The following is a 21,483-nucleotide window of genomic DNA, read 5'->3' as shown; positions in this document are numbered from 1 at the left end:
GCGTCTGGATGGTATGATTGCGGCACTTTAATCGACCTATTCGGCCAGTGAATTGTGGGGAGTTCTTGAATCACACAGGGCTAACATGAGAATGGATCTGAAAGCTATGTTATACAGTCAAACCCAAGCTAAATTGGCTCAGATTACCCACGCGCTGCAAGCGGCCGAGTTGTGGTCTGAGCAAGCGCCTTCTGCCGCTGCAATGGCAAGCACAGCACCTTTTGCCTGTGATCTTATGCCCCTTGAGCAGTGGCTGCAGTTTATTTTGCTGCCTAGAATGCAGACTTTAATCGAAACGGGGGCGCCATTGCCGACTCAAATTGCGATTGCCCCTATGGCTGAACATGTTTGGCTGGATATGCCCCCGCGCCAAACTTTAATTAGCCTATTGAATGAATTGGATATGTTGTTAAATGAATCAAGATGATATCTGGCTTGAAACGCCTGAAAATGCAGTGAATGTATCCCAAGAGGATGATTTAGAAGAGCAGGCGCCTGAGATTGAAATTCTTTATGAAGATGAGCACTTAGTGGCAATTCATAAACCCGCAGGCTTATTGGTCCACCGCAGTTATTTAGCGCGTCGGGAGCGATTTTTTGCCATGCAGCTGACCCGTGACTTAGTGGGCTGCCATGTGTTTCCTGTACATCGTCTCGACAGGCCGACATCCGGCGTGCTCTTGTTTGCCAAGAGTAGTGAAGTGGCCAATGCTCTGTGTGAGCAATTTGCTTCCCATACGATTGAAAAACAATATTTGGCTTTAGTGCGCGGTAATATGCATGAGAGCGGTATTTTAGATTATGCGCTTAAGGTTGAGTTGGATGAATTAGGCGATAAGAATGCCGATCCTAACAAAGCCGCGCAGGAGGCTGTGACGGCTTATGAGCCATTACTCAATACTGAAATTCCGTATCCGTCAGGTCGATATCCCACTAGCCGATTCGCACTGGTACGCTTGAGTCCTAAAACGGGGCGTAAGCATCAGCTCAGAAGACACATGGCGCATTTACGCCACCCCATCGTCGGTGATACCACCCATGGCGATGGTAAGCAAAATGCATTTTTTCGTGAGCATTTCGGTATTAATCGCCTGTGGCTTATCGCAAAAAAACTCACCTTTACACACCCTATAACTCAAACTCGGCTCAGCATAGAAACCGAGCTCGAGTCCGAGTGGGAAACTGTGTTTGCCGAGCTAGGTTGGGACGAGGCGACCTTGAGTCAGCAAGCAGAGTTATTCATCGCCCAAGAGGCGTGAACAGCAAGCGGCCAATGCTTGATATGGTGATATCAACTTAGCCGCGTGAATAAAATTAAGAGCATTCACTTTGTTTTGTTATTGAAACTAAAGTCATCGAATTTAAAACGAGGTGGATTGCTTAATCGAGGAGTTGTGGCGTTTGTGCTGTTTGTGGCCGCAGCTCTTGCATCATAACGGCTAAGGTTGAGAATCCAGACGTGAGTGCAAGTGGCAATATGAGATTTTGCTGGGCGGAGTGGAAGTAGTTTTTACGTCGAATATGGGTTGTTTTGTGGTGCTGCTTGAGGTGTTTTTGGCGGGTGGACTGTCGCATTAGATATTTTCTCACGCTCAATGGCTTGATTTATAAAAAATTTGCGCCTTAGCTTGCTCATACGCTGAACAATAAAGTAAGGTCAGCCTAATAAGGTTTGCAACGCGATGTGGAGTGTATCATGAAAAAGGTGAATCTGGTGTTTGGCACTGTATATGGTAGTGCACAATTTGCCGCTGAAACCCTAGATAAAGAAATGCAAGTTTTAGGTTATGATGTCACATTGTGGCAACCTAATGAGGTAGCAAGCTTTATTCCTCCTCAGGATGAATTGTTAGTGGTGGTGACTTCGACGACCGGACAAGGGGACTTACCCGATGATATTCAGTCTTGGTACCATAATCTTAAACATCTAGCACCCTACTTACCTGAGCTTAGATACAGTGTGATAGCTCTAGGTGATTCAAGTTATGAGACTTTCTGCGGTGCAGGTAAGTCTGTAGATGCACTCTTGAGTGAACTTGGCGCTAAGCCGCTGGTGGAATTACTCGAAATTGATGCCTGTGAAACCATGGAACCTGAGGTTGAAGCGATAAAATGGCTAGAACGCTGGAATCAAGTCGTCAAAACCGAGCTCGTCGCTTAGGTAGTTTCGTCAATCTACAGTGGTTTAAATTTGCCCAGCGCTTAAGCCAAGCACTGCTTATTCCTATTGCCATTTTACCCGCAGCTGGGGTTATGCTCGGCTTAACTGTTAGTCCGATTCCTTTTATGCCCGAAGAGCTGACAGTGCTGATGCTGGCGGTAGGCAAACTCATTTTCGCCATTATGCCGATGTTATTTGCCGTGGCTGTCGCTATTGGTTTTTGTCGCGATCAAGGTATTGCCGCCTTTTCGGCAGTGTTTGGTTATGGGGTGATGACAGCGACGTTAGCCGCACTGGCCGATTTGTATCGACTTCCAACCCAACCTTTATTAGGAATGGATACCTTAGATACTGGAATTGCAGGTGGCATGATGCTCGGTGGTATCACTTGCCTCGCAGTCCGTTGGAGTCAATATATTCGCTTGCCTGCGATTTTCTCTTTCTTCGAGGGACGTCGCAGTGCATCTTTACTTATTATTCCCCTAGCGATGAGCCTAGGTTATGTACTCGCCCATGTGTGGCCACCCTTAGCTTTATTGATTGAGCGCGTATCCGACTGGGCGGTTTATCAAAAACCAGCCATTGCTTTTGGCGTGTATGGCGCATTAGAGCGGTTACTTATTCCCCTTGGCTTACATCATATTTGGAATGCGCCTTTTTACTTAGAGGTGGGCCAATATCAGTTATTGGGGCATGAAGTCGTTCGTGGTGAGGTGGCGCGCTATTTAGCAGGCGATCCGCAGGCGGGAAACCTTGCCGGTGGTTATCTGATTAAAATGTGGGGATTACCGGCGGCTGCACTGGCAATGTGGCGCTGTGCTGATCCCTCAGAGCGGAATCGCGTGGCGGGTATTATGCTCTCGGCGGGGGCGGCCAGTTGGTTAACTGGGGTGACTGAACCTATCGAATTTGCTTTTATGTTTGTGGCGCCGATTCTATTTATTATTCACGCCTTACTCACTGGGCTCGCTTATTTTGTCTGTATTATGCTGGATATTCACCACAGCATAGTATTCTCTCAAGGGCTGGTGGACTTTACGCTGCTATTTCCATTGTCCCGTAATGCCAGCTGGTTTATTTTCCTTGGGCCTTTAACCGCCATAATATATTACCTGTTGTTTAGACTGAGTATTTTAGCCTTTAATTTGAAAACTCCCGGTAGGCTTGAGCATAACGACAGTAAAGGACCTAAAGAAAGTTTACGGGCGATTATTGCGGCGCTCGGCGGGCGTGAAAATATCGTTGAACTTAATGCTTGTTTGACACGGTTACGCTTGAGCGTGCACAAGCCTGAGTTAGTCAATAAGGTGCGTTTGAGTCAGTTGGGTGCTAAGGGCGTGATTGTTATGGGCAAAGGTGTGCAGGTGGTTTATGGCACTAAGGCCGAAACCTTGCGTAAAGTATTGCAGCGTTACTTAGATACTCGCCGCTAGGATTGTGTTTTTACAAAATTAACTGCTTAATTTTTACATTTTATTGATTCAAGCCTCTGAAATATCATTTTTATTTTCGCATTATAGGGTTTTCATACTGTTCAGCATGATTTGCTATGGCAAACTCGATGTAGGGACAATATAGGAGAGCCAACTTTGCAACAAATGACTGAAACTCGCAGTAATACTTCGCCATCCATGGAACGTAAAATCTTACTGACGGATTGCGCCGATGCCCAAGGCCTTATCGCCAAAATCACCAGTGTTTGTTTTACCCATAAATTGAATATCATTAAAAACAGTGAGTTTGTGGATAATGCCCAAGGGCGTTTCTTTATGCGAACTGAGTTAGAGGGCATTTTTAACAGCGAACAGTTATTGCAGGATCTGCGTGACGTACTGCCTACGCAAAATCATATGACGTTAGTTAGCGCGGGTAAAAAACGCATTGTGGTGTTAGTCACAAAGGAAGCACACTGTTTAGGCGATTTGTTAATGAAAGCCTATTACGGTGGTTTAAGTGTCGAGATTGCCGCTGTGGTGGGTAACCATGATGCACTACGTGAATTGGCAGAGAAGTTTAACATCCCTTTTCATCTGGTGAGTCACGAAGGCTTAGACCGAATTCAACACGAGCAAGCACTGTTGGCTGCGGTATCTCAATACGAACCCGATTATTTAGTCTTGGCTAAGTATATGCGGGTATTAACGCCTGATTTTGTGGCGCAATATCCTAATCGCATCATCAACATCCATCATTCTTTTTTACCTGCTTTTATCGGTGCAGCACCCTATCGCCAAGCCTGGGAGCGCGGGGTGAAAATTATCGGTGCGACGGCGCATTTTGTGAATAATTGCCTCGATGAAGGGCCGATCATTAAACAAGACGTCATTCCCGTCGACCACAGTTATAGCGCCTTAGAAATGGCACGTGCTGGGCGCGATGTTGAAAAGAGTGTATTGAGTAAAGCGCTGCAATTAGTGCTCAACGAACAAGTGGTCGTGTACGGCAATAAAACGATCGTTTTCTAAGATGTAGGTGAGTCGTGGCAATGGCATGACATTCAGCGGCGTTTATTTTAACCCGCGTTTGTCATGAAATCAGCTATCATTATGTTTATTGGAGATTTTATAGTGCTCACATTGGGGTGAACATAGCGGTATAGTGTATTGCCCATGCTCGAATTACAGGTCGGAGTGCTGGATGTCAACTCGTCAAAGCCTTATCGTTGGAATGAAAGACTTGCCCGATAGTTTGAATTTATCTTGGGCACAGCTAGATGAGCAGTTTTGTGTGCTACGGATGAGCCAAGCCTTTTACAGCCGTTGCAAACGCTCTGCGGCGCAAATCATTAATCAACCCATTAGCCAATTGTTTAGTGCTTTTAATGCTGAACTATGCGCCGATATAGTGAGGCGACGCGGCCAAGAAATAGGTTTTCAATTACAAGATCATCGCGGCATACGTGTGCATCTCGCGCTGCATTCTTTGCCTGAAATGGGATGGTACTTGATTCTATCCGACATCAATTTTGAAGATCCGCAGATGAAGGAGTTGCACTCGGATTATCGTCGAGCGATTCAAGCCAGCGATGCTTGGCTGCAACACATTGAAGATGTGATTAAATCCTCCCAAGAAGAAGTATTTAAAGTCGCAGTTTCTAAGGCTATGTCGCTCACTGGCAGTCGATATGGCTTTATTCTGTTGCATAACGAAAAGTTAAAAACACTCACACTTGCTGCGCGTTCTGAGTATCCCCATGCAGAGGCTAATCAAGCCGATTTTGTTGAAGATAATACCCAAGTGTCAGAACTTGAAAGCCGCGTATGGCTCGAATGTGTGCGAGATTATAAGCCGATCATCCAAAATCAAACCGACTCCCAAAGGCGCTTAGGGGATTTGCCCTTAGATAAACTGCTACTTGGAGGGCGTTACTTGGCGGTGCCGATTTTATTTCGCAGTCGCTTAGTGGGCATGCTGTGCGTGGTCGACCGTAACGAGCCTTATAGTCGTAATGATGCGAGATCATTACTGACTTTTGCCAGCATTTTATGGCACAGCATTGAACTACCACGCACATTGCGCGCGGTATCCCGCCAGTCCAAAATCATTAAAGCGCAAAAAGAGCAATTATCTCAATCGTTAACCCAGCTTATTAGTGCTATTTCTGAGGCATTAGAACTGAAAGATGCCTATACCGCAGGGCATCAAAAGTCGGTGGCGCAATTAAGTTATTTGATTGGTGAGAAATTAGGTTTAGACCCGCTGCGTTTAGAAGGGCTGAAGATTGGTGCCTTAGTTCATGATATCGGCAAGTTAGCGATTCCATCGCAGATCTTGACAAAACCGTCAAAACTTTCAAAAGAAGAATACGCATTAATACAGACCCATCCGCTCCATGGTGCTGAAATTATTGAAGATGTGGAGTTTCCTTGGCCCATTAAAGAGATGATTTTACAGCATCATGAGCGGCTCGATGGCTCAGGTTATCCCGCGGGCTTAAAGGATAAGGCGATTTTATATGAGGCGAAAATTATTGCTGTCGCCGATGTTGCCGATTCGATATTGTCCCACAGGCCTTATCGGCCATCGTTAGGGCTGGAGAAAATGACCGAAGTGCTGCGTGCGGGTAAAGGAACACTTTTTGACCCTGAGATAGTCGAAACTTGTTTAGCGATTTTGATTAATCGAGAGTTGAGTATTAGCGATCATATTGGTGCTGCACCGCTTGAACCTTTAGTCACGATTTCACTCGACCATGAGTTAGTTGATATTAAGCGTTTACTTACGACTGCCCATGCTAAGGTGGCCGTGGTATTGGATGAGCAACATAAGATACTTGGGGTGATCACGAGTCGCTTACTGGAACATTGGTTTAGCCCATTACTTGGCACTGCGGCTGAGCGTGAACTGGATAGGGCATCTTTACATAAAAAAGCCCATCAGATCATGGAGCATTCAGTGCCTATTATCAGTGAGGTGGCCACATCGGAAGATGCCTTATTGCAGTTGAATCTTTTGGACTCAGAATATCTTGTGGTGGTGAACAAAGCGCAGCAGCCATTGGGGATTATCGGCTGGCGGGCCATTGCAATGACGAGAAATGCATTCCGTGAAGTAGAGCGCTTGATTTAAGTGCCTTATTAAACACTTTATTTTTAAGCCTGATAATGACAGCGCAACCGTAGGCTAAATTTTACCGACAATAAAAAAGATGCCCTTAGGCATCTTTTTTATGGAACTCATGTTATCGAACGAATGCTGTGACTGTTAATCAACAATACGCAGTAATTCGTTGATACCCACTTTACTGCGGGTTTTTGCATCGACTTTCTTAACGATAATAGCGGCATAGAGGCTGTACTTGCCACAGGCTGATGGCAGGTTGCCAGAAACAACAACAGAGCCTGCTGGTACACGACCGTAATGCACTTCGCCGGTTTCGCGATCATAAATTCGAGTGCTTTGGCCGATATACACGCCCATGGAAATCACTGAGCCTTCTTCAACCACAACGCCTTCAACAATCTCAGAACGCGCACCGATAAAGCAGTTATCTTCGATGATGGTTGGGCCCGCTTGCAATGGCTCAAGTACGCCACCAATACCTACGCCGCCAGATAAATGCACATTTTTACCGATTTGTGCACATGAGCCAACGGTCGCCCAAGTATCAACCATAGTGCCTTCATCAACATAAGCACCTAAGTTCACATAAGATGGCATCAACACGGTATTTTTACCTATGAATGAGCCTTTACGCACTGTAGCCGAAGGCACCACGCGAATGGCTTCCGCTTTAAAGCGAGCTTCATCATATTCGGCAAATTTTAACGGCACTTTATCGAAGTATTTGGTTTCGGCGCCATCGATAACCACGTTATCGAAAATACGGAAGGACAGTAATACCGCCTTTTTCAGCCACTGGTGTACGTGCCATTGTCCGTCGATTTTCTCGGCGACACGGACTTCACCTTTATCGAGCATATTGATGACATTTTGCACATCGCTGCGCACACCTGCGTCAACTGTGCTTGGTGTGATGTCGGCGCGTGCTTCAAAAGCCGCCTCAATACGTTGGCGTAAAGCCTCCATTTACTTCTCCCACTGGTCTCGTTAATTAACTGATTCGATATTCTTTGCACTCAGGGCACTGATTAAAGCGTCCCTGAGGGTATTCTCTTGGTTTTCGTTAAGTTGCAAGCCGTCATTGGTCTGCAGCATAAAAAAGTCTTCGGCTCGCTCACCAATGGTGGTGATTTTGGCCGCGAGTAATGTTGTGTTGCAACGGTAAAAGATATCCCCAACTTTTGCCAGTAATCCTGGCGAATCTAAGGCGATAAGCTCCATCATACTTGTACCATGACGACTGCTTTCGAGGAAACTCACTTGTGTCGGCACATTAAAAGGTTTCATCTTGCGCGATAGTTTTCTAAAGCGCGGCAGTTTTGGACTGTCGCTCGACAGGGCTTTCTCAAGCGCTTTACGGATACTTTGAATGCGTGAAAGCTGGCTAACGGGCTCACCATCCTGCTCTAAGATCACAAAGGTATCGAGAGCATAATTATCTTTTGACGTCATGATGTTGGCATCATGGACGTTGATATTTTTATTGTCGAGTACCGCCATCACAGTTGCGAACAATTTAGGTCTGTCTTGGCAATAGACAAATAGCTCAGTACCACCACGGGTGGTGTGTTTGGACACTAAGACTAAGGGCTCATCCTGTTGTTTGTGCTTTAAAATCGCTTCGGCGTGCCACGCGACTTGATTTGGCTGGTGGCGTAAAAAGTAATCTGCCTTAAAACGTTGCCACAGGGCATCGAGATCTTTCTCTTTCAATCCGCGGCGCAGCAGTTCTTTTTTTGCCTTGGCTTGGTATTCACGCACTCTGGCACGAATATCGACGGGTTTTTCTTTACCGCGGGCGAGCACTCTTTGGGTCGAAAAGTACAAGTCGCGTAGCAGTGAGCCTTTCCAGTTGTTCCAGGTTTTTTCGTTGGTGGCGCAGATATCGGCGACGGTTAAGCAGTACAGATAGCTTAAATGCACGGCATCGCGGACTTTATTGGCAAAGTCGGCCACCACATCGGGATCGGAAATATCACGGCGCTGGGCGGTGACAGACATCACCAGATGATTTTCAACCAGCCAAGCGACTAGACGGCCATCGTGATCGTTTAACCCGTGCAGCTTACAAAAGGCGAGGGCATCGCTGCTGCCAAGTTTACTGTGATCGCCACCGCGGCCTTTGGCGATATCATGGAAGATAGCGCCTAATACGAGTAAACCTTTTTTAGGCAGTTGGTTGATGAGAATCGAGCCTAAGGGAAATTCTTCCTTTTGTTCGGCTTGGGAAAAACGCTCGATATTGAGCAGTAATCTGTGGGTGTGTTCATCGACCGTATAGGCGTGGAACAGGTCGAACTGCATCTGGCCTTCAATATTTCGCCATGCGGGTAAATAGGCCGATAACACGCCGTGTTTATGCATTAAAGACAAAGCAACAATGCCGCGAGGGTGGCGCAGAATTTCCATAAAGGCTTGGCGACAAAGCGGGTTTTCTTGTAAGGCTTGCGGCTGGGCGCGTCTTGCTCGGCGCAGCGAACGCAGCGTTGGTGCGTAAATGCCTTTGATGTTGGAGTTTTTAGCGACTAACAAAAACAGCCGGACAATTTCTTCGCCGCTATCGAAAAGATCATCGCTTAGCGCTTCAATAAAAGTGCCGCGGCGCTGGTAGTGTTTATCTATCGATTGAATTTCTAAAGCTTTTGTATGGCCTAATGTTGCCCGTTTAAACAGCTGCAGCAACATTTCGTTTAGCTCCATCACTCGGCGTACCGTGCGATAGTAACGTTTCATCATTTGCTCAACAGCAAGCTGGGTGGCGTCTTCATACCCCATAAGCTCGGCAACTTGGCGTTGTACATCAAAGAGTAAGCGATTTTCATCGCGACCGACCACCATGTGCAGGGCAAAGCGTAACTTCCACAAAAAGTGCTGACATTCGAGCAGCTCTTCTAATTCACCGGGCTCTAAAAAGTCGTATTGGACTAATTCTTCGAGGCGAGCGGCGCCAAAGTGACGCATGGCTACCCAAGCAATGGTTTGAATATCCCTAAGACCACCGGGACAACTCTTGATATTGGGTTCTAAATCGAAGGCACTGGCTCTGGCATGGCGGGCATTTTGCTCATCCCGTTTTGCGATAAAAAAATCGCTTGAAGTCCAAAAGTCACTCTGACGAATCGCATCATAAAGTTGATCGAATAAAAATTCGGGCCCTTCGAGCAATCGTGCCTCTAACAGGTTGGTGGCTATGGTGATGTCTTCACGGCCGAGGATAATCGTGTCGTTTAACGTACGGACACTGTGGCCGATTTCCAGATTGGCATCCCACAGAAAGGCAATAAACTGACTGAGTGCCGCTTCGGCGGCGGGTGACAAGATATCATTAAACAGGAACAGCAAGTCGACATCCGAGTGGGGATGCAGCTCCCCACGGCCATAGCCGCCCACGGCAATCAAGGCAATATTATATTCCCTTAGACCGTGCTGTTCCCAAGCTTGCTTGACAAGGGCATCGACAAATTGACAGCGCTGCGTGACGAGCTCTTCAATCGGGGTTTTAGCCTTAAAACTGGCCAAAAGAATCTGATTCTGTTCGATTAATGATTGTTTAGCGAGCAGAGCTATATTCATCGAGTCCCTTGTTTTTATGCTTGTTAGTGTGGCCTATCGCTCGTGATTGATGATACGTGGGAAATCCTCATCCTCACGCAGGGTAAGTACTTCAACCCCTTTTTCAGTCACCAGTAAGGTATGTTCCCACTGGGCTGAATTTTTACCATCGGAGGTCGTTACCGTCCACTTATCATCGCGATCGAGTATGGTCGTGTGGCGACCAGCATTGATCATAGGTTCAATGGTGAAACACATGCCTGGGCGTAATACTGTGTTATCGCCGTTACGGTAATGCATAACCTGAGGTTCTTCATGGAAACCCGAGCCAATACCGTGGCCACAATAATCTTGCACGATGGAATATTTCTCAAGGCCTGTTTTACTTGCTTTGATGAATTTTTCGATAGTATTGCCGATTTCACCCAGTTTTAAACCTGGACGAACCTTACGAATAGCTAAATACAGGCTTTCTTGCGCGATGCGGCACAGACGTTTGTCCTTCGCACTCACTTCACCGATTAAAAACATCATCGAGGTATCGCCATGATAACCGTCTTTAATCACTGTGATGTCGATATTGAGGATATCGCCTTCTTTCAATGGTGGGTTGTCGTTTGGAATGCCGTGGCAAATCACATGGTTTACAGAAGTACAAATGGATTTGGGAAAACCATGGTAGTTAAGCGGCGCCGAAATCGCACCTTGCTCTTCGGTATATTTGGCGCAGAGGTCATTGAGCTCATTGGTGGTCACGCCCGGTTTAACATGCGGCGCGATCATTTCTAATACCTGTGCGGCTAGTTTGCCCGCAGCACGCATTTTTTCAATTTCTTCAGCGGTCTTGATGACTATACTCATTGCGTTTTCTCTTGTGTCTTTAATGTCTGTTGGCCACGCAACCTAATGCAAAAATTTGTGCTTTAGGGCTATTTATGGTATAAAGCGCGCCGTTATGTTTAAGTCTTGATGAATTGTCCAAGCCAGCTTTTGCGCTGCTTTGATACTTGCAAGACTAAAGATGGCGGCCATTATACATGGCTATTTGTCTAAATACTAAATCACACACGTGTCGACACATTCTTCGGGGTGCCCTCAGTTGTTATATAAGGGGTCGAAGACATGGGATACGTGGAGGTCTAACCCCCTAAATTTTAAGGTAATAGAAATGACTACAGTTTCAATGCGCGATATGCTTCAGGCCGGTGTCCACTTCGGTCACCAAACCCGTTACTGGAACCCAAAAATGAAGCCATTCATTTTCGGTGCTCGCAACGGTGTTCACATCATCAACCTTGAGCATACTGTGCCAATGTTCAATGAAGCGCTAGCTTTCATCAGCAACGTAGCTTCAAAGAAAGGTAAAGTATTATTCGTTGGTACTAAACGTGCTGCTGGCGAAGCGATCAAAGAAGCTGCTCTGTCTTGTGACCAGTACTATGTTGATCACCGCTGGTTAGGCGGTATGCTGACTAACTGGAAAACCGTTCGTCAGTCAATCAAACGTCTGAAAGAACTGGAAAGCCAATCAGTAGACGGTACTTTCGACAAGCTGACCAAGAAAGAAGCGCTGATGCGTACTCGTGAGCTTGAAAAGCTGGAAAAATCTTTAGGTGGTATTAAAAACATGGGCGGCCTGCCAGACGTATTATTCGTCATTGGTGCTGACCATGAGCATATCGCTATTAAAGAAGCTAACAACCTGGGTATCCCTGTTGTTGCAGTTGTTGATACTAACTCTGCGCCAGATGGTGTTAACTACATCGTTCCTGGTAACGACGACGCTATGCGTGCTATCCGCCTGTACACTTCTTCTGTTGCTGCTGCTGCAAAAGCTGGCCGTGGTCAAGATTTGGCTGTTCAAGCTGAGCAAGACGGTTTCGTAGAAGCCGAATAATAATAAGGCGGGATGATTATCATCACCCTTATTAACCAAGATTTTTGATTGGTTAACAGGGGCCATTCGGCCCCTGTTTTATATCTGCAAATTAGTCGATTTTTTATAGAGGATTTAACAATGGCAATTACTGCTGCCCAAGTTAAAGAACTGCGCGACCGTACTGGCGCAGGCATGATGGATTGTAAAAACGCTCTGACAGAAGCTAACGGCGACATGGAGTTAGCAATTGACAACATGCGTAAGTCTGGCGCTGCTAAAGCAGCTAAAAAAGCGGGTAACATCGCTGCTGACGGTACAATTCTGATCAAGAATGGCGAAGGTTTCGCTGCGCTATTAGAAGTTAACTGTCAAACTGACTTCGTTGCTAAAGATTCAAACTTCTTAGCATTCGCGAACGCAGTATTAGATGCCGCTGCTGCATCTAAAGTGACTCTTGAAGATTTAAAAGCACAGTTCGAAGATGCACGCGTTGCATTGGTAACTAAAATCGGTGAAAACATCAACATTCGTCGTGTTGAGTACATCGATGGTGCAAACCTATCTTCATACCGTCACGGTGAGCGCATTGGCGTTGTTGTTGCCGGTGAAGCTGACGAAGAAACCTTAAAGCACATCGCAATGCACGTTGCTGCTTCTAAGCCTGAATACGTGAACCCAGAAGATGTTCCTGCAGAAATCGTTGCAAGAGAACAAGCTCTGCAAATCGAAATGTCAATGAACGAAGGCAAATCGGCAGAGATCGCTGAGAAGATGGTTCTAGGTCGTATGAAGAAGTTTACTGGTGAGATTTCTCTGACTGGTCAAGCTTACATCATGGAACCAAAGAAAACTGTTGGCGAAATTCTGAAAGAGAAAGGCGCTAAAGTCACTAACTTCATTCGTTTAGAAGTGGGTGAAGGTATTGAGAAGAAAGAAGAAGATTTTGCGGCTGAAGTTGCTGCTCAAATCGCTGCTTCTAAAAAGGCTTAATCGCCAACGCTAAATACCCCCAAGACCGCGGCAATAGCTGCGGTCTTGTTATGACCAGGATAAAAATTATGAGCACCAATCCAAAACCCGCATTTAGACGCATTCTTCTTAAATTAAGTGGCGAAGCACTGATGGGCGACGAAGGCTTCGGCATCGACCCTAAAGTATTAGATCGCATGGCTCAGGAAGTGAAAGAGCTGGTTGAGCTGGGTATTCAGGTGGGTGTGGTTATTGGTGGTGGTAATCTGTTTCGCGGTGAAGGCCTAGCAAAAGCCGGCATGAACCGTGTGGTGGGCGATCACATGGGTATGCTGGCAACGGTTATGAACGGCTTGGCAATGCGAGACGCCCTGCACCGTGCCTATGTTAATGCTCGTCTGATGTCAGCTATCCCGTTAAAGGGTGTGTGTGATGATTACAATTGGGCTGAAGCGATCAGCTTGCTAAAATCTGGCCGAGTGGTTATTTTTGCTGCCGGTACAGGTAATCCTTTCTGCACGACCGATTCTGCGGCCTGTTTACGCGGCATTGAAATCGAAGCTGAAGTCGTATTGAAAGGCACTAAAGTCGACGGTGTATACTCCGAAGACCCAATGAAGAACCCAGACGCCGTTAAGTATGATGAAGTGACTTATGCGGAAATTCTGGAAAAAGAATTAAAAGTAATGGACTTAGCCGCCTTTACTATGGCGCGTGATCACGACATGCCTATTTTAGTCTTCAACATGAATAAACCTGGCGCTCTACGCCGCGTTATCATGGGTGAAGAAGAAGGCACGCTGATCAGAGCGAAAAAAGTTATTTAATGACCAAGAAGGACATTTAACGTGATTGAGAACATTAAGAAAGATGCGCAAGAGCGTATGGGTAAATGCGTTGACGCGACTAAAAACCAAATGGCAAAAGTGCGTACCGGTCGTGCCCACCCAAGCCTGCTGGATTCCATTCAAGTCTCTTACTACGGCACTATGACGCCACTAAACCAAGTGGCTAACGTGGGCGTTGAAGATTCACGCACTCTGTCTGTGACTGTGTTTGACCGTAGTGCTATCCAAGCCGTTGAAAAGGCTATTATGAGCTCTGATTTAGGTCTGAATCCTATGTCAGCTGGCGCGACATTACGTATTCCATTACCCGCGTTGACTGAAGAACGTCGTAAAGACTTCATCAAAGTGGTACGTAACGAAGCTGAAAACGGTCGTATTGCTATCCGTAACGTGCGTCGTGATGCGATTTCTGAAGTGAAAAAGCTTGAAAAAGCTAAAGCTTGTACTGAAGATGATGTGCGTCGCAGTGAAGAAGAAGTGCAAAAGTTCACCGATGCTCACATTAAAAAGGTCGATGAGATTTTAGCGGCCAAAGAAATTGAGTTGATGGAAGTCTAATCTCAGTTCGATAAGCTAGAGTTGATGCGCCGTGTAGGGGTATACTACACGGCGTTTGTCTATTTTAAAGGGCTGTATTAGATGTCATCCACAGTGGAACTTGATCCGCACCCTAGGACGAGTGAGAGTGATTTATACACTCAAACGACCTTGCCGGGACAATTACCCGAACTCGTGAAACAGTCGTTACCTAAGCATGTTGCTATTATCATGGATGGCAATGGGCGTTGGGCACAAACCCAAGGTAAACCACGAGTGATGGGACATAAGGCTGGTGTTAAGGCCGTTAGAAGAGCCGTAAGCACGGCAAGCCAATTAGGCATTGAATCGCTAACCTTATTCGCATTTTCTAGCGAGAATTGGCGTAGACCCGATAAAGAAGTCAGCTTGCTGATGGAGTTGTTTTTTACCGTATTACAGCGCGAAATTAAATTGCTGGATAAGAATCAGGTTAAGCTCAACATTATTGGCGATATCAGCCGCTTTTCTGCGCGATTACAGAAGCAAATTGCTGCTGCTCAAGAGAAGACATCTCGCAATACTGGCTTGGTTCTGAATGTTGCGGCTAACTATGGTGGCCGTTGGGACATACTTCAAGCAGCACAAAAATTAGCGGAAAAGGTCGAAACTGGCGAAATGACCAGCAGTCAGTTCACCGAAGAAGCCTTAAGTGCACATTTGTGCATGCAAAATCAGAGTGAAGTTGATTTAATGATCCGCACGGGCGGGGACTGTCGCATCAGTAATTTTGTGCTGTGGCAGGCGGCCTATGCAGAATTGGTGTTTACCGACACCCTTTGGCCTGATTTCGATGAACAGGCTTTTCATGAAGCGATAGCCATTTTTGCAAGTCGCCAGCGCCGTTTTGGTCTGACTGGAAGTCAGATTGATGAGATGCGTGCATTGTAAAACCTCATGAGGGATTTTTTTTGCTAAAACAACGAATAATAACAGCAACTTGGTTAGTTCCATTAGTTTTGGGGGCGATATTTTTGCTCCCTGCCAGCTACTTCGCCTGGGCCTTAGTTGCCGTCTTCCTTATTGCAGCAAAGGAATGGGGAAGAATTATCGATAATCAGTGTGATGTCACTCAGTGGAGCTTTACCTTCACAGTTGGTATCTTATTGGTGGCAATTAATCTGATTGTGCCAATTGATGCAGTTTGGTTAAGCCATCAGTTACATCCTATCTATTTGGCCATTCTCTATATTGGTGCATTCTGGTGGTTAGCATCACTATTATTAGTGGTAACTTATCCTAAAAGCGCTAAGTTCTGGCAAAAGAATCCTATGTTTAAGTCCATGTTTGGACAGTTAACCTTAGTGCCTTGCTTTGTTGCTCTTATCGCGCTCAAATCCATTAGCTCACAAACTTCACCCTATTACGGCCCAGTGTTAGTACTGTTAGTGATGTTGATTGTGTGGGCCGCGGATTCTGGGGCTTACTTCGTCGGTAAAGCGATAGGTAAAACGAAACTGATGCCTGCAGTGAGCCCTGCTAAAACCTTGGAAGGCCTACTCGGTGGTTTAGTGACGACTATGCTCGTGGTTGCAGGTGTTATGTATTATTCGCCAGAGCAAGAACTGGGTTTAGTTGTGGCTGTGACCTTATTTGTTGCTTTAGTGTCGGCGCTGGGCGATTTATCTGAGAGTATGTTTAAGCGTGCGGCCTGTATTAAAGATTCTGGCACTATTTTGCCCGGTCACGGCGGCGTGCTCGACCGCATCGACAGCCTGACTGCAGCCTTGCCGGTGTTTACCCTGATCTACATTGCATTCTGGATGTAACGCTATGCAAAATATGGTGATTTTGGGTGCTACCGGTTCAATTGGTGCTAGTACCTTAAGCGTGATTTCGGCTAATCCATTGGCTTATAGTATCTATGGATTGGTGGCCAATGCGAGCGTTGATAAGATGCTGGCTTTGTGTGTAGCCCATAAACCGAAAGTCGCGCATATGGTGGATGAAGAGGCTGCGAAACAGTTACGCGCCGTTTTACCCGCTGCGCTCAATATCCAAGTCACTACTGGCATGAACGATTTACTCGGTTTAGTGACGGCTGCCGAAGTGGATACTGTAATGGCAGCGATTGTCGGGGCGGCAGGGCTAGTACCAACCCTTGAAGCCGTGAAGGCGGGAAAGCGAGTATTACTGGCCAATAAAGAAGCTTTAGTCATGTCGGGTGAGTTGTTTATTGAGGCGACTAAGCGCTCTGGTGCTGTGCTCTTGCCCGTGGACAGTGAGCATAATGCTATCTTTCAATGTTTACCCCTAGAAGTACAGGCTAACCTCGGCCGTTGCGATTTAGCTGCGTCGGGTATATCCCATATTTTGTTAACCGGTTCTGGCGGACCTTTCCTGCGGTCGGAACTTGCGACACTTGCGGCCATGACGCCTGCCCAAGCCTGTAAACACCCTAATTGGTCCATGGGACCTAAAATCTCTGTTGACTCCGCCACTATGATGAATAAGGGGTTAGAGTTCATTGAGGCGCGGTGGTTGTTTAATACTCAGGCTGAGCAACTTAAAGTGGTTATTCATCCGCAAAGCGTGATCCACTCTATGGTGCAGTACCGTGATGGTTCGGTTATCGCCCAAATGGGTAACCCAGATATGCGCACACCGATTGCCCATTGCATGGCTTATCCGCAAAGAATTCATTCGGGCGTTGAACCTTTAGATTTTTTCAAAGTCGGACAGTTAAGCTTTTATGAACCTGATTTTGAACGTTTCCCCTGTTTGGCTTTGGCTATGGAGGCGTGTGCCCAAGGCCAAGAGGCAACAACCGTATTAAACGCTGCCAATGAGGTCGCTGTTGAAGCATTCTTGCAGGGGCAAATTGGTTTTACGCAAATTGCAAAAGTGAATGAGGCTTGTTTAGTCACTGTGCCTAAACGTCCTATGGGCAGCATAGAAGATATTTTAGCCTTAGATGCGCAAACCCGCGTCTATGCGTGTGAGACATTAGCAAGCATCGCTTAGCAATAGCTGAGTGATTAAATTTATAACGTAAGGAGTGGGATGTTAGATTTTTTATGGAACTTAGGTTCTTTCATCGTTGCACTGGGTCTGTTAATTACTGCCCACGAATACGGCCATTTCTATATCGCGCGACGTTGTGGCGTGAAAGTCGAACGTTTCTCCATTGGTTTTGGTAAGGCTATTTGGCGCCGTGTTGGTAAAGACGGCACTGAATATGTATTAGCCATGATCCCCCTTGGCGGCTATGTCAAAATGCTCGATGAGCGTGTTGAAGACGTTCCCGATGAATTAAAAGATCAAGCGTTCAATCGTAAAACCGTATGGCAACGTATTGCGATTGTGGCCGCAGGTCCAATTGCTAACTTTATTTTTGCCATCGTTGCCCTGTATTTTATGTATCTGATTGGTGTGCCATCACTTAAGCCTGTGATCACCTCGACGACACCCGGGACTGCTGCTGCGCAAATTCAAATCACAGAGCCAATGCAAATAACGGCCATTTCCGGTCAGGCTGTGCGTAACTGGGAAGAAGTGAATTTAGCTTTAGTCGGCCACATAGGTGATGAAAGTCTGAGTGTATCGCTAACGCCATTGAATGGTTTGCAAGGTTTAGACTCTAGTGCGCGGTCTTATACCTTAGATACGCGTAATTGGCGTTTTGATCCTGAAAAAGAATCCCCGATTACGGCATTAGGGTTAGGGATTTATCGTCCCGAAATCGTCCCCACCATTGCTGCGATTAGTCCTGACAGTGCCGCTGCGAATAGTGAGCTAAAAGTCGGTGACACCTTAGTCGCAATAAATGGTAAAAATTATACCGATTGGCAGGCTTTTGTTGACATTATTCAACATTCTGCCAATGTGCCTGTGAGTTTAACTGTGCGTCGCAATGGCGAACAGTTTAATGTGGCAGTAACACCCTTAAGCAGTAAAAATGCCGATGGCCAAGAGATAGGTATGCTCGGGGTGAGCCCGACTCAAGCACAATGGCCAGACAATATGCGTTTACAACTTGAATATGGACCAATCGATTCTTTCGGTATAGCAGCGGATAAAACATGGCAACTTGTTGCTGTGAGCTTTAAGATGATTGGCAAATTATTTACCGGCGATGTGTCGGTGAAAAACCTGAGTGGACCCATTTCGATCGCACAGGGTGCGGGCAGTAGTGCAAACTATGGCTTGGTCTATTTTCTCGGGTTCCTCGCGCTCATCAGCGTCAATTTAGGCATCATTAACTTGCTGCCTTTACCTGTGCTCGATGGGGGACACCTGCTGTATTACTTTATTGAAGTAATAACTGGTAAACCTGTACCTGAAAAGGTGCAGGAAATAGGATTCAGATTTGGGGCAGCAATACTGCTGATGTTGATGAGCGTTGCGCTTTTCAATGATTTTGCCCGACTCTGAGCAAGGACAGACTAATAATTAGAAGTGCTCTATGAGATTGAATAAACTTTTTGCCTCGATGTTATTCGTCGGTGCGTCGTTTTCAGGGACTGTGTTGGCAGATACTTTCCAACCGTTTGAAGTGACCGACATCCAAGTTGAAGGTTTGCAACGAGTTGCACTCGGTGCTGCCTTGTTAAGCTTACCAGTAAAAGTAGGTGACACTGTTGACCAGTTAAGAATCCAGCAAGCGATTAAAAGCTTGTATGCATCGACTAACTTTGAAAATGTTTCCGTGAGCCGAGATGGCGGCGTATTAGTGGTGAAAGTCACTGAGCGTCCGACTATTAGTGCCGTGACATTCGATGGCAACAAAGACATTAAAGACGAACAGTTACAGGAAAGTCTGGACGGTTCTGGCGTTAAAGTCGGTGAGTCCCTCGATCGCACTATGTTGACCGGTATTGAAAAGGGTCTGCAGGATTTCTACTACGGCGTGGGTAAATACGGCGCGAAAGTGGAAGCCCAAGTGATTAACTTACCCCGTAATCGGGTTGAGCTGAAATTTAAGTTTACCGAAGGTTTAGCTGCCGAAATCCGCCAAATTAACGTGGTCGGTAATCATGAGTTCACCGATGCTGAGTTGATTGGCATGCTGGAACTTAAAGATTATGTGGCTTGGTGGGATCTGTTTGGTGAGCGTCGTTATCAGAAGCAAAAGCTGCAGGCCGATCTCGAGACCATCAAAACCTATTATCACAATAAAGGTTATATCCGCTTCGAAGTCACCTCGACTCAAGTGGCCATGACGCCTGACCGTAAAGGTTTATATATCACCATCAACGTAGATGAAGGTGAGAAGTATAAAGTTAAAGAAGTAAACCTGACGGGTGATTTGATGGGCCGTGAAGAGTTGATGAAATCAATTCTGCCAATCAAAGCAGGTGATATGTACAACGGCGGTGATGTGACTTTCACCGAAGAAATGTACAGCAAATATTTAGGCCGCTTCGGTTATGCTTACCCTGAAGTGAAAACCTACCCTGAAATTGATGATAAGACTAAAGAAGTCACCTTAAACATCAATGTTAAACCGGGTAAACGTGTTTACGTACGGGCGATTAACTTCACTGGTAACACAGTGACTAAAGATGAAGTGATGCGCCGTGAGCTGCGTCAGATGGAAGGGGCTTGGTTAAACTCAGCGCAAGTTGAGCAATCTAAAGCGCGTCTTAACCGTTTGGGTTTCTTCGAAACCGTTGACACTGAAACCATTCAAGTGCCAGGTACCGATGATTTAGTCGATGTTGCGGTTAAAGTGAAAGAGCAGCCGTCGGGCTCATTCAACGCGGGTGTCGGTTATGGTACTGAATCAGGTCTGAGTTTGCAGTTTGGTGTACAACAAAACAACTTCTTAGGCACAGGTAACCAAGCGGGTATCAGCTTGAGCACCAACAAGTACTCTAAAAACGTTAACTTATCCTATACCGATCCGTACTGGACAAAAGACGGTGTGAGTTTAGGCGGGAGCGTTTATTGGAGTGAGTTTGACGCCAATGAAGCTAACTTAGAACGCTATAAAAACAGTTCGTATGGTGTGGCGCTTAACTCGGGTTTCCCGATTAACGAATACAACCGTATCAATGGTGGTATTGGCTATCGTCACAACACGATTTCTGAAATTTCTGCCTATGAGCAGGCACTGCGTTTCTATAACATCTATCGTGATGACGATCCAAACGCGGACTTAAGTTTCGATAACTTCGAACTCAGCCTGGGCTGGTATCGTAGCACCTTGAACCGTGGCACTTTCCCAACAGATGGCTCTTCTCAGCGTCTGAACGGCAAAATGACTTCGCCAGGGTCTGATTTACAGTATTTTAAGACAGACTTTGACACTAACTATTATTTCCCTGTTAACCGCAGTCAGAGCGTTGTGCTCTTGGCCCGTGGTCGATTAGGTTATGGTAACGGTTATGGTCAATTTAATGATAATGACCAAATTCTGCCTTTCTGGGAAAACTATTACTCAGGTGGTAGTAGCTCGCTACGTGGCTTTAAGTCTAACTCTGTAGGCCCTCGTTCATTCTATCTCTATCGAGGTAGTGAGCCGTGTGCACCGGATCCATCGGGCGATGGCTGTAGCTTGCCTGGCGATCCTAATAGTATCCAAGTCAGTTCTGGCCGCTCTATCGGTGGTAATGCCCTTGCAACGGCAAGTATGGAGTTGATTGTACCAACCCCATTCCTGGATGAGGCTTACACTAACTCAGTTCGTACTAGCTTCTTCGTCGATGCGGGTAACGTCTGGGATACTGAGTTTGATTACGAGTCATATCAAACACTTCCGGCGGACGAGTTTGCTAAGTTACAAGACTATAGTGATCCAGCTCGCCTGCGCGCCTCTTGGGGCTTGAGTGTGCAATGGTTATCACCTATGGGACCTATGGTGTTCAGCTTGGCGTGGCCGCTTAAAGAATATGAAGGTGACCAAACGGAGATCTTCTCTTTCAATATTGGCAAAACTTTTTAAAAGGCATACACTCGGCAAGTTTTGCTGACAATAACAAGGTAACAAGGAG

General features: G+C 46.2%; 19 protein-coding genes. 15 read left to right on the top strand and 4 right to left on the bottom strand.

The window, feature by feature from the left end; genetic code table 11:
* The first annotated feature begins 106 nt into the window (after positions 1-106).
* Together L5M51_RS08065 and truC are read left to right on the top strand one after the other, a co-directional pair.
* Positions 107-427: a YqcC family protein gene (locus L5M51_RS08065; RefSeq protein ID WP_028760615.1), complete on the top strand. Its 321-nt coding sequence runs from the start codon at positions 107-109 to the stop codon at positions 425-427.
* Entirely contained in the window at positions 414-1,259 is an 846-nt protein-coding gene (truC, locus tag L5M51_RS08060) for a tRNA pseudouridine(65) synthase TruC (RefSeq protein WP_263172267.1), read from the top strand. The genes L5M51_RS08065 and truC overlap by 14 nt, the downstream gene beginning before the upstream one ends.
* A gap of 121 nt (positions 1,260-1,380) precedes the next feature.
* Here truC and L5M51_RS08055 read toward each other — a convergent pair whose 3' ends face one another.
* A complete protein-coding gene (locus tag L5M51_RS08055; RefSeq protein WP_131523808.1) occupies positions 1,381-1,575 on the bottom strand; it encodes a hypothetical protein in 195 nt (64 codons plus the stop codon).
* A gap of 121 nt (positions 1,576-1,696) precedes the next feature.
* Between L5M51_RS08055 and L5M51_RS08050 the strand changes: the two genes are divergently transcribed.
* From L5M51_RS08050 to L5M51_RS08035, 4 genes are all read left to right on the top strand, one after another.
* Positions 1,697-2,161, top strand: coding sequence for a flavodoxin (locus L5M51_RS08050; protein ID WP_263172266.1), 465 nt, complete (start codon positions 1,697-1,699; stop codon positions 2,159-2,161).
* Positions 2,113-3,594 (top strand): PTS transporter subunit EIIC, encoded by a 1,482-nt coding sequence (locus tag L5M51_RS08045; RefSeq protein WP_113938960.1) that lies wholly within the window; start codon positions 2,113-2,115, stop codon positions 3,592-3,594. Before L5M51_RS08050 ends, L5M51_RS08045 begins: the two co-directional genes overlap by 49 nt.
* Before the next feature lie 165 nt (positions 3,595-3,759).
* Positions 3,760-4,626, top strand: coding sequence for a formyltetrahydrofolate deformylase (gene purU / locus L5M51_RS08040; RefSeq protein ID WP_263138433.1), 867 nt, complete (start codon positions 3,760-3,762; stop codon positions 4,624-4,626).
* 172 nt (positions 4,627-4,798) lie between these two features.
* Positions 4,799-6,730, top strand: coding sequence for an HD domain-containing phosphohydrolase (locus tag L5M51_RS08035; RefSeq protein WP_168823188.1), 1,932 nt, complete (start codon positions 4,799-4,801; stop codon positions 6,728-6,730).
* Between the two features lie 135 nt (positions 6,731-6,865).
* Here L5M51_RS08035 and dapD read toward each other — a convergent pair whose 3' ends face one another.
* Genes dapD through map form a run of 3 tightly spaced genes read right to left on the bottom strand, consistent with a single transcriptional unit; the run spans position 6,866 to position 11,161 of the window.
* Positions 6,866-7,690 carry a 2,3,4,5-tetrahydropyridine-2,6-dicarboxylate N-succinyltransferase gene (gene dapD, locus L5M51_RS08030; RefSeq protein WP_028760609.1) on the bottom strand — a complete coding sequence of 275 codons (825 nt, stop codon included), beginning with the start codon at positions 7,688-7,690 and terminating at the stop codon, positions 6,866-6,868.
* Between the two features lie 21 nt (positions 7,691-7,711).
* Positions 7,712-10,297 (bottom strand): bifunctional uridylyltransferase/uridylyl-removing protein GlnD, encoded by a 2,586-nt coding sequence (glnD, locus tag L5M51_RS08025; RefSeq protein WP_131523804.1) that lies wholly within the window; start codon positions 10,295-10,297, stop codon positions 7,712-7,714.
* Positions 10,298-10,330: 33 nt separating this feature from the next.
* Positions 10,331-11,161, bottom strand: coding sequence for a type I methionyl aminopeptidase (gene map / locus L5M51_RS08020; RefSeq protein WP_226058787.1), 831 nt, complete (start codon positions 11,159-11,161; stop codon positions 10,331-10,333).
* Between the two features lie 283 nt (positions 11,162-11,444).
* Between map and rpsB the strand changes: the two genes are divergently transcribed.
* The 9 genes from rpsB (at position 11,445) to bamA (ending at position 21,434) form a co-directional block, all read left to right on the top strand.
* A complete protein-coding gene (gene rpsB, locus L5M51_RS08015) occupies positions 11,445-12,173 on the top strand; it encodes a 30S ribosomal protein S2 (RefSeq protein ID WP_028760607.1) in 729 nt (242 codons plus the stop codon).
* Positions 12,174-12,293: 120 nt separating this feature from the next.
* On the top strand, positions 12,294-13,145 hold the full coding sequence (gene tsf, locus L5M51_RS08010) for a translation elongation factor Ts (RefSeq protein WP_028760606.1): 852 nt from the start codon (positions 12,294-12,296) through the stop codon (positions 13,143-13,145).
* Between the two features lie 68 nt (positions 13,146-13,213).
* Positions 13,214-13,951 (top strand): UMP kinase, encoded by a 738-nt coding sequence (gene pyrH / locus L5M51_RS08005; protein ID WP_006080981.1) that lies wholly within the window; start codon positions 13,214-13,216, stop codon positions 13,949-13,951.
* Positions 13,952-13,972: 21 nt separating this feature from the next.
* Complete coding sequence (gene frr / locus L5M51_RS08000) at positions 13,973-14,530, top strand: ribosome recycling factor (RefSeq protein ID WP_012088724.1); 558 nt, start codon at positions 13,973-13,975, stop codon at positions 14,528-14,530.
* Between the two features lie 81 nt (positions 14,531-14,611).
* Entirely contained in the window at positions 14,612-15,439 is an 828-nt protein-coding gene (locus L5M51_RS07995) for an isoprenyl transferase (RefSeq protein WP_028760605.1), read from the top strand.
* Positions 15,440-15,459: 20 nt separating this feature from the next.
* A complete protein-coding gene (locus L5M51_RS07990; protein ID WP_131523803.1) occupies positions 15,460-16,317 on the top strand; it encodes a phosphatidate cytidylyltransferase in 858 nt (285 codons plus the stop codon).
* 4 nt (positions 16,318-16,321) lie between these two features.
* Positions 16,322-17,512, top strand: coding sequence for a 1-deoxy-D-xylulose-5-phosphate reductoisomerase (gene ispC, locus L5M51_RS07985; RefSeq protein WP_263172265.1), 1,191 nt, complete (start codon positions 16,322-16,324; stop codon positions 17,510-17,512).
* Positions 17,513-17,551: 39 nt separating this feature from the next.
* Positions 17,552-18,922 (top strand): sigma E protease regulator RseP, encoded by a 1,371-nt coding sequence (rseP, locus tag L5M51_RS07980; RefSeq protein ID WP_028760602.1) that lies wholly within the window; start codon positions 17,552-17,554, stop codon positions 18,920-18,922.
* A 31-nt stretch (positions 18,923-18,953) separates the two neighbouring features.
* Entirely contained in the window at positions 18,954-21,434 is a 2,481-nt protein-coding gene (gene bamA / locus L5M51_RS07975; RefSeq protein ID WP_028760601.1) for an outer membrane protein assembly factor BamA, read from the top strand.
* Positions 21,435-21,483: the final 49 nt, after the last annotated feature.

Source organism: Shewanella sp. SM73 (assembly GCF_025653795.1).
In the GTDB taxonomy this organism is placed as follows: Bacteria; Pseudomonadota; Gammaproteobacteria; order Enterobacterales; family Shewanellaceae; genus Shewanella; species Shewanella oncorhynchi.
This window is presented reverse-complemented; position numbering and strand designations above follow the sequence as displayed.